The organism is Aneurinibacillus thermoaerophilus, assembly GCF_900099925.1.
GTDB lineage: Bacteria > Bacillota > Bacilli > Aneurinibacillales > Aneurinibacillaceae > Aneurinibacillus > Aneurinibacillus thermoaerophilus.
Genome location: NZ_FNDE01000030.1, coordinates 15,347 through 27,625, shown reverse-complemented (window position 1 = coordinate 27,625; position 12,279 = coordinate 15,347). Strand labels below are relative to the sequence as shown.

Annotated in this window: 13 protein-coding genes; 12 read left to right on the top strand and 1 reads right to left on the bottom strand. The window is 44.9% G+C overall.

Features of this window, described 5'->3' with window-relative positions; translation table 11 throughout:
• The first annotated feature begins 105 nt into the window (after positions 1-105).
• Genes BLR88_RS13745 through BLR88_RS13730 form a run of 4 tightly spaced genes read left to right on the top strand, consistent with a single transcriptional unit; the run spans position 106 to position 4,114 of the window.
• Positions 106-1,476 carry an aspartate aminotransferase family protein gene (locus BLR88_RS13745; protein ID WP_236781916.1) on the top strand — a complete coding sequence of 457 codons (1,371 nt, stop codon included), beginning with the start codon at positions 106-108 and terminating at the stop codon, positions 1,474-1,476.
• Positions 1,477-1,492: 16 nt separating this feature from the next.
• On the top strand, positions 1,493-2,182 hold the full coding sequence (locus BLR88_RS13740; protein ID WP_057900000.1) for a CoA transferase subunit A: 690 nt from the start codon (positions 1,493-1,495) through the stop codon (positions 2,180-2,182).
• The gene (locus tag BLR88_RS13735; protein ID WP_091260919.1) at positions 2,167-2,835 is read left to right on the top strand and encodes a 3-oxoacid CoA-transferase subunit B; all 669 of its coding nucleotides are present in this window, start codon (positions 2,167-2,169) and stop codon (positions 2,833-2,835) included. Before BLR88_RS13740 ends, BLR88_RS13735 begins: the two co-directional genes overlap by 16 nt.
• A 1-nt stretch (position 2,836) precedes the next feature.
• On the top strand, positions 2,837-4,114 hold the full coding sequence (locus tag BLR88_RS13730) for a peptidase (protein ID WP_057899998.1): 1,278 nt from the start codon (positions 2,837-2,839) through the stop codon (positions 4,112-4,114).
• Positions 4,115-4,242: 128 nt separating this feature from the next.
• Here BLR88_RS13730 and BLR88_RS13725 read toward each other — a convergent pair whose 3' ends face one another.
• A complete protein-coding gene (locus tag BLR88_RS13725; RefSeq protein ID WP_057899997.1) occupies positions 4,243-4,443 on the bottom strand; it encodes an aspartyl-phosphate phosphatase Spo0E family protein in 201 nt (66 codons plus the stop codon).
• A gap of 538 nt (positions 4,444-4,981) precedes the next feature.
• On the opposite strand from BLR88_RS13725, the gene BLR88_RS13720 reads away from it, so the two are divergent.
• The 8 genes from BLR88_RS13720 to BLR88_RS13690 all read left to right on the top strand — a co-directional run bounded on the left by BLR88_RS13720 (position 4,982) and on the right by BLR88_RS13690 (position 12,156).
• Entirely contained in the window at positions 4,982-6,232 is a 1,251-nt protein-coding gene (locus BLR88_RS13720; protein ID WP_091260918.1) for a hypothetical protein, read from the top strand.
• Positions 6,229-6,801, top strand: a complete 573-nt coding sequence (locus BLR88_RS13715; RefSeq protein ID WP_091260916.1) for an accessory gene regulator ArgB-like protein — start codon at positions 6,229-6,231, stop codon at positions 6,799-6,801. Before BLR88_RS13720 ends, BLR88_RS13715 begins: the two co-directional genes overlap by 4 nt.
• Positions 6,798-6,917 carry a cyclic lactone autoinducer peptide gene (locus BLR88_RS19105; protein WP_139184980.1) on the top strand — a complete coding sequence of 40 codons (120 nt, stop codon included), beginning with the start codon at positions 6,798-6,800 and terminating at the stop codon, positions 6,915-6,917. The genes BLR88_RS13715 and BLR88_RS19105 overlap by 4 nt, the downstream gene beginning before the upstream one ends.
• A gap of 36 nt (positions 6,918-6,953) precedes the next feature.
• Positions 6,954-7,676, top strand: coding sequence for a LytR/AlgR family response regulator transcription factor (locus tag BLR88_RS13710; protein ID WP_057899994.1), 723 nt, complete (start codon positions 6,954-6,956; stop codon positions 7,674-7,676).
• A gap of 55 nt (positions 7,677-7,731) precedes the next feature.
• On the top strand, positions 7,732-8,454 hold the full coding sequence (locus tag BLR88_RS13705; protein WP_175493632.1) for a cytochrome c biogenesis CcdA family protein: 723 nt from the start codon (positions 7,732-7,734) through the stop codon (positions 8,452-8,454).
• Positions 8,455-8,756: 302 nt separating this feature from the next.
• The gene (locus BLR88_RS13700; protein ID WP_162265055.1) at positions 8,757-9,500 is read left to right on the top strand and encodes a dolichyl-phosphate beta-glucosyltransferase; all 744 of its coding nucleotides are present in this window, start codon (positions 8,757-8,759) and stop codon (positions 9,498-9,500) included.
• On the top strand, positions 9,490-10,482 hold the full coding sequence (locus BLR88_RS13695; protein ID WP_057899992.1) for a lysylphosphatidylglycerol synthase transmembrane domain-containing protein: 993 nt from the start codon (positions 9,490-9,492) through the stop codon (positions 10,480-10,482). The genes BLR88_RS13700 and BLR88_RS13695 overlap by 11 nt, the downstream gene beginning before the upstream one ends.
• 78 nt (positions 10,483-10,560) lie before the next feature.
• Positions 10,561-12,156 (top strand): hypothetical protein, encoded by a 1,596-nt coding sequence (locus BLR88_RS13690; RefSeq protein WP_057899991.1) that lies wholly within the window; start codon positions 10,561-10,563, stop codon positions 12,154-12,156.
• Positions 12,157-12,279: the final 123 nt, after the last annotated feature.

The following is a 12,279-nucleotide window of genomic DNA, read 5'->3' as shown; positions in this document are numbered from 1 at the left end:
GTGTATAAAAAATATACTACAAATTTATGTAATAGTGAGAATATTTTTTTTCCAACTAGCTTGATATGATAAAGGCAGCGAAGCAATGAAAAGAGGGAGATGCGCGTGAAAATAAAAAGTCATGTCATTAAGCCGTTGCTAGACAAAGAATATCCCACTGTTTCCCATGGACGCGGAGTTTATTTATATGATACCGAAGGGAAAGCATACATTGATGGATGTTCAGGCGCGATTACCGCTAACATTGGACACGGTGTACAATCGGTCATTGATGCAATGAAAGAGCAGGCCCAAAAAGTGTCATTCACGTATCGCTCACAGTTTACAAGCGACGCGGCGGAAGAACTTGCAACCAAGCTTGCCAGTTGGGCACCGGGTGATTTAGATTATGTGTTTTTTGTTAATAGCGGATCAGAGGCGACGGAGACAGCGATGAAAATCGCTATTCAATATTGGCAGGAACAGGGCCGTACGGGGAAAAATAAAATTTTGTCCCGCTGGATGAGCTATCACGGTATTACGCTTGGTGCTTTATCTATGTCCGGGCATATCCTGAGAAGAAAGCGCTTTATTCCTTTGCTGGAGGAGTTTCCATCAGTAGAGCCGCCTTATTGCTATCGTTGTCCGTTTGGCAGCACGTATCCGAGCTGCGATTTGCTTTGCGCAAATCAGTTGGAGCAGGCCATTCATCGCATTGGGGCGGACAATATTGCGGCATTTATCGCAGAGCCGATCATCGGTGCCTCTGCTGGTGCAGTGACTCCGCCGCCATACTATTATCAACGAATTAAAGAAATTTGTGAGCGCTACGAGATTTTATTTATTGCTGATGAAGTGATGACCGGAAATGGTAGAACCGGTAAACCGTTCGGCATTGACCATTGGGGAGTGGTTCCCGATTTGATGGCGCTTGGAAAAGGAATGAGCGCGGGCTATACACCGATGGCAGCCACCATCGCGAGCAAGCGGATTATTGATGTTATCGCCGCTGGTTCAAAATCGATTATGTCCGGTCATACGTTTAGTGCCAATCCACAATCGGCCGCTGTTTCGCTTGCGGTCATGAAATACATTGAAGATCATCGGTTAATTGGAAAAGTAGAAGAGCGCGGTCAGCAATTAATCGCAGGCTTGCAAGCGCTTATGCAAAAATACGAGATTATCGGCGATGTCCGCGGCAAGGGATTGCTTTGCGGTATGGAGTTTGTAAAAGATCGCACGACGAAAGAGCCGTTCCCGTTCCATCTTCGCGTGACAGAGCGGTTAATTGAAAAAGCGATGAATAACGGTTTGCTCATATACAGCGCGTCCGGCGGCATTGACGGGCAAGCGGGAGATGCAATTCTGGTTGCGCCACCATTCGTTATCACGGAAGAAGAGATCAATGAGTTGCTTTTTATTCTTGATCGGTCGCTTGGTGAGCTTGCGCTGGAGCTTGAACAAGAAGGGCAGCTCGCTTCCAAAGAAAGCGTATAGAAAGGGGAGAGGGGAAGTGCAGCAGACATTATCGAAAGTTGTTTCCCTAGAAGAAGCGCTGACACATATAACAGATGGCATTACGCTTATGTATGGGGGATTTGGTGGTATAGGCAGTCCGCCAACCCTCATTGATGGCATCTTAAAAAAAGGTGTGAGCAACCTAGATTTGATCGGCAATGATACGGGATTTCCTGATGTCGGGATCGGCCGTCTGGTTACGGCTGGTCGCGTCCGCAGCTTGATTACTTCGCATATCGGTTCCAACCCGAACGCCGGGCGCCTGATGACAGAAGGAAAGATGAAAGTGACTTTCTATCCGCAGGGGACGCTGGCGGAAAAAATTCGTGCAGGCGGCATGGGGCTCGGCGGTATTCTGGTTGATGTCGGTCTTGGTACGATCGTAGAAGACGGCAAACAAAAAATTAAAGTGGAAGGCAAAACGTATATGGTCGAGCCGGCGCTTACGGCAAAGGTGGGAATCGTATATGCGCTGAAAGCCGACGAGTACGGCAATCTTGTATACGACAAGAGCGCACGCAACTTTAACCCGCTGGTGGCAATGGCGGCAGACATTACTATCGCAGAGGTTGAAGAAATTGTGCCGCTCGGCGAGCTTGACCCAGAATGCATTGTTACGCCTGGGGTGTATGTTGACTACATTGTAAAAAGCGAAGGGGTGAACTGGAAATGGGCGTGGGAGTAGAACAGCGACATCTTATCGCGCGCCGCGCGGCGAAGGAAATCCGACCGGGGATGCTGGTGAATTTGGGCATAGGCATTCCAACGCTGGTTGCGGACTATATCCCACCGGAGTGGCAAGTCATGTTTCACGCGGAAAACGGGATTCTGGGTACGGGCCCTTCGCCAGCCAGAGGAGAAGAAGATGAAAATTTGTGCAATGCCGGTGGATTTCCGATTACAATCGTGCCAGGCGCTTCATATTTTGACAGTACGGTCGCCTTTGGCATGATTCGTCGCGGCTATCTGGATATTACAATTCTCGGCGCACTTGAAGTAAGCGAAAAAGGCGATTTGGCCAACTGGATTGTTCCTGGTAAGCGGGTACCCGGCATGGGTGGTGCCATTGAATTGGCACAAAAATCGAAAAAAGTGATTGTGCTGATGAATCACACTAACAAAGCGGGTGAACCGAAAATTCTCCGGCAGTGTACGTTGCCTTTGACCGCTCCGGAATGCGTGGATATGATCATTACGGAGCGCGCGGTAATTGAAGTGGTAAATGGGGAACTGCATTTGAAGGAAGTGCTGTATCCGTACACGGTGGAGCAAGTAATCGAAAGTACAGGCGCGCCGCTTCACTTCAAGGAAAGCAGCCAGATTCCAGTCTTTAAATAATATGGGAGGGGGCCAAGTCATGATTCAGGAGAAAATTAAGCGTTGGATGCAGGAACACCGGCAGGAAGCGATTGATTTTTTGGCGCAGGTTGTGCAGGCACCGAGTGTACAGGGCAGAGAAGCCGAGGCGCAGAAGCTTATCGCCGATAAGCTGGCATCGTTAGGACTTGAAGTGGACGTCTGGGAACCGGCCGGCGAGGAATTGGTGAAGCATCCATATTTTTGTTCGCCGCGGACTTCATTTGAAGGAAGCCCGAATGTAGTGGGGATCTGGCGGGGCGAAGGCGGTGGCAAATCCCTTATTCTGAACGGCCATATTGATGTTGTGCCGGCCGGTGACTTGGATCAGTGGGAGGATGATCCCTTCAGCGGTAAAGTTAAAGATGGTAAAATGTACGGGCGCGGCGTTACGGATATGAAAGGTGGCAATATTGCCATGCTGTTTGCCATTGAATGTTTAAAAGAGCTAGGTATTAAACTAAAAGGCGATATTATTTTCCAAAGTGTGATTGAAGAAGAAAGCGGGGGCTCCGGCACACTATCTACCGTATTGCGTGGCTATACGGCAGACGCCGCGCTCATTCCAGAGCCGACCCAAATGAAGATTTTCCCGAAACAGCAAGGCTCCATGTGGTTCAAAATTAAAGTGAAAGGCCGTTCTGCACATGGCGGTACACGTTACGAAGGAGTAAGTGCAATCGAAAAAGCGATGATTGTCGTAGATGCCGTCCGCAAGCTAGAGAAAGAACGCAACGAAAAAATTACTGACCCGTTGTATAAAAACATTCCCATTCCGATTCCAATTAATATCGGAACGATCCAAGGTGGCGAGTGGCCTTCCTCCGTTCCTGATCTGGTGGAGTTACAAGGGCGTATGGGTGTTGCCCCGGATGAGGAAATGGAAGATGCGAAGCGTGCAATGGTAGAAGCGTTGGCGGCGATTGACGACGAGTGGCTTAAGCAGCATCCGCCACAGCTGGAATGGTTTGGCGCACAGTGGGTACCGGGCAAGATTGACATAGACCATGAACTGATGAATCACTTAATCCATTCGTACCGTACTGTGCTAGGAGAAGAACCGATTATTGAAGCATCCCCGTGGGGAACGGACGGCGGGTTGCTGACGAAAGTAGGCGAGACGCCGGCTATCGTCTTCGGGCCTGGAGTAACCAGCATGGCCCACTACCCAAATGAGTACATCGAATTGGATCGGGTTATCGAATGTGCGGAAATTATGGCGCATACTATTATGCACTGGTGCGGGGTAGCGAGCACGTGAAAAAACAAACCCTTTACCCCTCCCTTCTACAAGTGGAGGGAGATTTTTATTTGGTAAAAAATGCAATGCTCTCTCCGCTTTAGTGGAGAGAGTTCCTAAATCAATGAAGCAAGTATACAGGTGCTGTATTAGAATGAATTTCGCTTATGTTGTTTTCCGATTTGTTTTTTCAATAAGGTCACTAATAAGACATCTAGCTCCTGGCTTATTTTTAGAACATCTGGATGCAATAAATTTAAGTTGTTATAAGCTGCTACCGAAATCATCTTATTCCTTTTTATCTCTATTTTATGAGAAATCTCTGCTTGTTTCTTGTCGTTGGTACCCATGATTAAAGTTCCTTTCTGGACAACTTCATTCTATTTTGGGGCTGTTTTAGACTTTGGATGTTGAAAGTCCGACGCCATCGTCCAGTACGCTTTCGTTTTTGCCGCCAAAGAGATGTATCAATTATATCCAGATAACTACTCAATTGGAAATTTTTCGTCTCTCTACAGTGTAAGCTACTACTTTCCTACTTGTCTATCCCCTTCTGGTCTACGCAAAATATCGTGAACAATGGTTCATTATGAATGAATTACTATTGATATTTTTTGGAAAATATGTTTATATTATCGCTTTTGAATTATAAATACGTATTCATAATGTGTGAATTCCTATTCATAATGAAAAGATAGAGACATTAGTCTTATTCTTCTGTTTTGTTATATTAATTGTCTTTGAGGTTTCGACTGTGGATGGTAGAAAGAGAATGGGAAAAGGAATAAAGCGTTTGCAAATTGTCACTTTCTATTTATTTCATACGTTTGCTATACTAGTATAGAAAGGAGGGAGCCGGAGTTACTGCACCTAACTTCATGACAGCGTATGATCGTGCAATTAGTTATAGGTATCCTTTTTTCTATCATTGAAGAAGCTACAACTCTTATTTTCTTTTTGTGCCTTTTTCGTTATGAGGTTAAAGAAAAAATAAAAGAAGTTATATTGGTCAGTGTATTGGTAGCGATTTTTTCGCGCATCATTCGAATGTATCTTGACATTTCGTATGCTGTTCTGCTCACTATGGTAGTTTTTTATGCTCTTTTTATTTTAATTTTTCGTTTCCGGTTATTAAACGGGATCATTATTATCTCTATGATGTATATCACGAACATGTTGATGACGACTGCTGCTTTTTTTGTCATATCTTTGCTGACAAATCTTTTATTTAGTAAAGCTATAAATTCAATTATTTATCAGATTCCCATTATATTGGCCAATGCATTATTGATGCTTGGGGCGGCTTGGCTCGTTTATAAAAAACAGTGGGGAGTTAGCCTGGTTCAGGATAGTTTTTCTAAAGTTGGCCGCCAGATTAACATATTAATTGCCTGCTATTCGTTAGTTGGTATGATTATTGTCGTACAGACGATTACGACAATCACGGTATCTGATTACAATTTTCACTATAATATTTGGATTGTGCTTGGTACGTTTAGTTTATTTTTATTGATGTTTTTGCTGGTGCGCAACATTCAAGTCATGCAAAAACAGATGAAAATGGAAGAAGAAAGGTTATATTTAGAAAATTTACATAGTTATACAGAGGAAATCAAACAAATCAACCGTGACTTCTATTCACAAACTCAAACGTTACGCCATATGGCTAGCTGTCAGAATGTTCACATGCTGGTCCAGTATCTCGATCACCTGCTGCAAGAACGAAATTTCATGCAGGCATCGATCGAGATTCATGAACCGATGCTGGCCGCTTTTTTAGGGAAGGAGCGGCACGTTTGTCAATCGTATGGCGTAAGTTTAACAGTAGAGTGCATCGGCCATTATTTCACTCCTGAATCGATTTCTGGCTATCAGTTGAACCGGATTTTGAACATGATTTTCGATGAGATCATTGCTGTGCTGAAAGACAAGCCCAGCGCTGATAAATTCATTCACTTTCAAATACATAGCGTCATCGGTGGAACGACAACATTTACGTTGAAAACGAAGCATGTACAGGCGATGCCAGTCGCCATCGTCAAACAATTGAAGATGAATGCGGGTACATTGGCGCTTCAGTATGATCCGGATACCTCCAAGTCTACCATCATCGTTACGTTTCAGGGGGATGCATTATGAGAAAACTTGCCCATAGACTCGCTGTATATCTTAAAGACAAGAGCGGCCATCCGGCTTCTGTGGCTGTGCTGCAATTTGGCATCGAAGGGTTCCTCCATACATTGGTGACTATGCTGGTGCTGGCTGGCGTCGCGATAGTGACAGGACAAAGCAGAGACGTTTTGTTTCTCGTTTTGGGGTTTAGCGGTCTTAGACTTTTGACCGGAGGTGCGCATGTAGAAAGCGGCCTCGGTTGTACGCTTGTCTCGGTTACGATTTTAGTTGGCAGCAGCTATATTCCGGTGTCATTATGGACAGGCTTGCTGCTTTGTGTGCTGTCTTTATGGCTCATTGAAGTGTATTCTTATTACCTTGAGCCATACCAGTCGACCCGTCCCCTGAAGCATAAAGACAAATTTAAGGTGCTGGCCAGAATCTGGCTTGGACTTGGGTTCATTTTTTCCTTTTTTGAAAGCAGCCGTCCGTTCGCCATCGGTTTAATGTTACAAGCATTATCCGTAACTCCGTACGGTGTGCGTTTGGTGCATAGTTTGAATCGGTTGTTTGGGAAAGGGGGTGAGTCGCGATGATGCGAAAAGCTCTGTATTCGGTAGCTGCCTTTTTTACGGGACTTGCAACCTTAATGGTAACCTCGATGTGTATGTTAGCGGTTTATGTTCCGGAAGCACCGGAGGAACTGCGCTAAAGGAATGGACTCATACAAGGATAAGGTGGTGATATCATGAATATTTTAGTATGTGAAGACAACAAATTTCAGGCGCAAACGCTTGTCGATCATTTAAAAACACTGGAATATATTGACCACGTGGACGTAGTAAACACAGGGGAAGCGATGATTTCTGCTGTGCTGGAAAAAAATGATATCACCGCCATTTTTCTTGATATTGACTTACCGGATATGAACGGACTGGAAGCATATGGGATTTTGAAAATGCGTGGCAAACACATTCCCGCCGTGTTGATCACAGGCATGAAACCGCTGGCCAGCGATACATATCATTTGGATATTATCGACGTAATCGAGAAACCATATTTGCCGCCGCGTGTTGAGGAAGCGTTGCGCAAAATCCGATTGCATATCGAGTATCAACGCTTCATCAGAGTGGGGGGCATGTATGTGCCGATTATCAATGATAAGATTATCCAGGTTGTTCCGGATGACATTTTGTTTTTCGAGTCTTGTTCCAGAGGTGTCAAGGTTCATATTGTCCATGATACGATTGAAGCAAAATATATTCCTTTGAAGGTGTATGAAGAATATTTGCGCAATCACGGTTTTGTTTTTAGTCACCGCGCCTTTTTGGTAAACACCAATAAAATTGCGGCGGTGAATGACGAAGGGATCTTTTTTAAAGGAGAAAAAGAAAGAAAAGCGTTGGTGGCGGAGGAGCGCTCGGGGCTTATTAGGAAACTTTTGCGAAGGCTTGATATTTTGCCTACATAGGGACGAGTTGCCTTTGCGATGACGAGTGTGCGACAATGCTTAGTGAGGTGATCGTATGGAGCAATCCATATCGGTATCATTTGCGTGGTTTGCGGGCTTGATTTCATTTTTTTCGCCATGCGTATTTCCATTGATTCCGGCTTATGTGACACACTTGACCGGAGGGATGGTGCAGGACGATCGGTTGGTGATTCGGCGCAGTACATTGTTTATTCGCTCTTTTGCATTTGTTATCGGATTTTCGATCATTTTTGTTTTATTTGGGGCAACAGCCAGCTACCTCGGTCAGTTTCTTCGTTCAAATCGTGAATTGCTTGAGCAGTTGAGTGGCATTTTGATTGTTATTTTTGGGTTTCAGACGATCGGATGGTTGAAATTACGGTTTTTGGCGCGTGAAAAGCGATTTGATATGTTGCGCATTCAGGCTGGCAAATGGTTTTCTTCCCTGCTTCTCGGCATGGCGTTTGCTGCTGGCTGGACACCGTGTGTTGGTCTGGCGCTTTCTTCAATTTTGCTTCTGGCTAGCAATACGGAAACTGTAAACACAGGCATTTTTTTGCTTAGCATCTACTCCTTGGGACTTGCCATTCCATTCTTTATTATTTCTTTTATTATGTTGTACTCTGTTAGAGCGATTCGTCGGCTTAATCGATGGATGCCGGTGATTAAGAACGTGAGCGGTTGGGCGCTCATTGCTATGGGCGTACTTATCTATACTGGGCAGATGCAGCGTTTAAGCGCGTGGCTGTCCTCGTTTCTTATATTTCCGGGAATATAATATACTCCCGTAATAAAAAAACAAAAGGTATAATATGTAAGAGAAGGTTGAAAGAGAAAGTTGAAATACCTTCTTTTTTTTATATGTTGCCTTCTCCGGCTTGGAACGGACAAGGCATTATTTTATGGGCATTTTATTGCTTGCTGGAATAGAAGGTGGTGCTGAATATTGAAAGGTTTTTGTCCAATTGCAGGAAAATTTCATCGACACCATATACAGGTTTTATGTTTTTGGGTATAATTATAATCTATGTGGGAGAGGCGAAATCTCCTGGATTGCCAAGAAAAAGGACGTGTTCGGAAATGGAACTATCGCTTGTCATTCCGGCATACAATGAAGAAAAAAGAATCAAACATACGCTTGAGGCGGTCATGCCTTTTATGGACAATCACTTTGCAAGCTATGAGGTGCTTGTTGTAGACGACGGCAGCACTGACGGAACAGTAGCCGTTGTAGAAGCATTGGGTCACCCTTGTCTTCAGGTTGTATCGCTGAAGAAAAATATGGGCAAGGGAATGGCTTTGAAGCACGGTATGCTGCTTGCAAAGGGGAAGTATATATTCTTTATGGACGCTGACTTGCCGTATCCGTTGGAAAGCATTACAAAAGCGCTTCATGTATTTTATGCTAAAAAAGCGGATCTTGTTATCGGTGGACGTGACTTGTACCAGGAACAGTCAGACGTTCCATATCCGTTGTCGCGAAAAATTGCTTCCGCCGTATTTTCACGGTTTATTAACGCGGTATTACATTTGGACATCCCGGATACCCAGTGCGGATTCAAAGGATTTACCAAGGCGGCGACACGCGTAATTTTTCCGCAGTTGACTATTCAGGGCTTCGGCTTTGATTTTGAGATGTTATTTTTAGCTCGCAAGTATGGGTATCATATCGAGAGGATTCCTGTAAATCTGCGTCATTCCGTTGATTCGAAAGTACACATTATCAGAGATTCATGGAAGATGTTTCGGGATGCCTTGCAGGTGCGAACAAATGATTGGAATGGCGTTTACAATAAGCTAAAGGAAGTGCGACATGAGGGGTAAGTACATACAGCTTGCTGTTGGTATTGCCATTACGTGTCTGTTTCTGTTTTTAGCCTATCGCAATCTTGGAAATGTAAATATTGCTCGCTTGCTGCGTTACCCGGTTGATTATTTCTATGTGTTGCTTGCGGTATTCGCTTTTGCAGCGAGCCAGTGGTTTCGCGCATTATCCTGGACAAGAGGGTTTGCGCCGGACATCCCTGTCAGGAAAATGTTTGCGTCAGTATGCATGGGCAACGGTTCGAACATGCTGCTCCCATTTCGGATGGGGGAAGCGATCCGCGTTATGACAATCGGACAGATGAGAAGAGATTACGCATCAGTGGGCGTAAACCTTGTGCTAGAACGTTTGTTGGACGTATTTATTTTGATTGTGCTTGCGGTCAGCGTCGCATTTTTTGTCCCGTTTGAGCCTGTGGTAGAAGCGAAACTACAGCTTATTCGCAACCTGATGCTTGCAGCGATGGTAGCAGGGGGGCTGCTGCTATTGCTTGCGTTGCGTTTGCGTCCGCGTGTGCTGGCATCAGAAAAAACGCCAGCGGTAGCACGCAGATTGTTTCATTTTCTCGATAGCCTTGCGGTTTTTAAATCACCGCTTGTGATTGTGCGTGCGTTGTGTTATCTTGTCTGTTCTTGGGGATGCGTATACTTATCGACCGTATTCGGATTAATGGCGGTTGGGATTTACGGCAGCAAAGCCTGGGTAGCGAGCCTGGTCGTCATTGTGCTGACGAACTTGATTATGCTGATCCCGTCCGCGCCGGGAGGTATCGGGGTATTTCAGTATGCTTGCATCTATTCGTTATCTTTGTTTGATGTGCACGCGTTTCAAAGGGCAATTTTGTCCGTGCTGCTTCACTTGGTTCAGTATGCGGCTTTGCTCCCGCTTAGCATTTATTACTTTATGCGGGGCGAGTTTACGGTTAGGGAGATTTACCGCAATGTGGCAAAACGGCAACGTGCCCGGCTATCAGAACGATAGAGAAAAGGAAGACAGGCGGAGACCTGTCTTCTTTTTTTCGAGATAGGAACAGGACTAACGAAGGAAGGAGTAAAATCATTGGGCGAGAAGAAAAAACTACAGCTTTTGCCATGGTTTTGGTTTTTGTTTGGTGCAGCTATGGCATTAAAATACGGATATGAAAAGTTTCGCTATTATCCCGTGCTAGATGACTGGATTCAATATGGGGCGTTTCAGCTTTATGACGACCCGTTTCGGCAAATTTTTCTAAATTACAGCTATCATACACGACCGCTCGCTTCATTGTTTGATTTGTTCGTATGGGGTAAGTTCTGGCCGAATCTTGCCGGGGCGCTTGTGATTATTACGGCTTTACATACGGCCAGTTGCTACTTACTTTATCGCATTTTCGACAGGCTAGGTTTGCCGTTGGGAACGGCGGTAGCCATTATCTTCGGCCTTCTTCCTTTGGGCAGCGAAGCGACATACTGGCTGTCCGCTTCATCACGGTTGGTCGTGGGGCTTTTCTTGATGCTTCTTTCGCTTTATTTGCTTGTGCTGAGCTTTGAACAGAAGAAAAAAATAGGATATGTTGCAGGTTTTGTAATTGTTCAGCTTTTGTCTTTTGGTTTTTATGAGCAAATTATTGCGCTTGGCGCGGCTTGTTCTTTTCTGATTATGCTCTGGAAACAAAGATGGCGTTTGCTTTGGCTACCTATTTTAAATGTCGGATTTATTGGAATTTATTATGTGGTATTTAAAGAAGGGGGCAATACCGCCGAACGGGGACAGCTTGTTCCATGGGAAAGGTTGCTTGTTCATACGGGTGGTGTGTTTCATGAATTTTATGATATTGTCGTATTGTTGCACACTAAATTTTACAGTATCGGTTTTGGACGTGGCCTGTCTCTTTTGTTGAAGAATCATTCCTATCTTTACTTATTCTTGATTACAATCGTGGCGCTGACTATCGGCTGGCTGGCCTTCCGGATGGCAGACAAGGAAAGCAGGTTGCGCCGACCGGGCGTGGAGATTCTGCTCGGAATTATCATAGCAGTTGTACCGCTTTCCCCGTTCTTTATTCTTGATAAAAGCGGACTGGCGTTGCGCAATGTATTTCCGTCTTTCATAGGGCTTGCGCTTCTTGTGGACGGTTTGCTGTTGCTGATAGTTAGAAAGAGAGTGGGACGGGCTGTATACGGTATGCTGATCGCCAGCCTGACATTTATTTTCACCGTTGTGAATGTAGCGGAGATTGTTGATTATAAAAATGTAAGTCAGGCGGATCGCTATATTGCGGAGCAAATTATCGCGCTGGGAAAGAAAGAACATAAAATAAATGGAAAGTATCCCGTTTATTTGTTTGGGGCTGAGCCGCAAATGGTTCAAGTAGGCGTTTCATTTTTAAACCATGTGCGCAATGCGACCAGCAGTGATTGGGCAATGGCAGGAGTTATGCGGGCGGTTGGTCAAAATCGTTATTATCCGTCAGTTACACCGGTTTCTGTCAAGAAGGATATTATTATCGCAAGCCGAGATATGGAGCGGGGACTGATTCTTGGGCTGGAGCCCGATTTGACGGTTGTGCCGCTGCGGCCGCAGAAAAAGCGCAACGGGGATTATCATCTGGTAAGGCCGGACGGTACAAGATTCGGCATCTATTTCACAAGCAAGCAGTATTTCCGTAAATGGTAGTTGTTATGATAAAAAGAATAAGCGAATACTATCTGGTGTAATGGCATGAAATTAAACATAGTGATAAAACATCCTGATGCGCTATAATAAAGAATAGTGTTTTGCTCACTGTAAAGAAAGGAT

Bases quoted from the DNA above. Each gene is read 5' to 3' on its own strand.
- BLR88_RS13730 (WP_057899998.1), top strand. From the start codon at position 2,837: ATGGGAGGGGGCCAAGTCATGATTCAGGAGAAAATTAAGCGTTGGATG.
- BLR88_RS13695 (WP_057899992.1), top strand. From the start codon at position 9,490: ATGAGGGGTAAGTACATACAGCTTGCTGTTGGTATTGCCATTACGTGT.
- BLR88_RS13725 (WP_057899997.1), bottom strand. From the start codon at position 4,443: ATGGGTACCAACGACAAGAAACAAGCAGAGATTTCTCATAAAATAGAG.
- BLR88_RS13715 (WP_091260916.1), top strand. From the start codon at position 6,229: ATGAGAAAACTTGCCCATAGACTCGCTGTATATCTTAAAGACAAGAGC.
- BLR88_RS13720 (WP_091260918.1), top strand. From the start codon at position 4,982: ATGATCGTGCAATTAGTTATAGGTATCCTTTTTTCTATCATTGAAGAA.
- BLR88_RS13710 (WP_057899994.1), top strand. From the start codon at position 6,954: ATGAATATTTTAGTATGTGAAGACAACAAATTTCAGGCGCAAACGCTT.
- BLR88_RS13705 (WP_175493632.1), top strand. From the start codon at position 7,732: ATGGAGCAATCCATATCGGTATCATTTGCGTGGTTTGCGGGCTTGATT.
- BLR88_RS19105 (WP_139184980.1), top strand. From the start codon at position 6,798: ATGATGCGAAAAGCTCTGTATTCGGTAGCTGCCTTTTTTACGGGACTT.
- BLR88_RS13735 (WP_091260919.1), top strand. From the start codon at position 2,167: ATGGGCGTGGGAGTAGAACAGCGACATCTTATCGCGCGCCGCGCGGCG.
- BLR88_RS13700 (WP_162265055.1), top strand. From the start codon at position 8,757: ATGGAACTATCGCTTGTCATTCCGGCATACAATGAAGAAAAAAGAATC.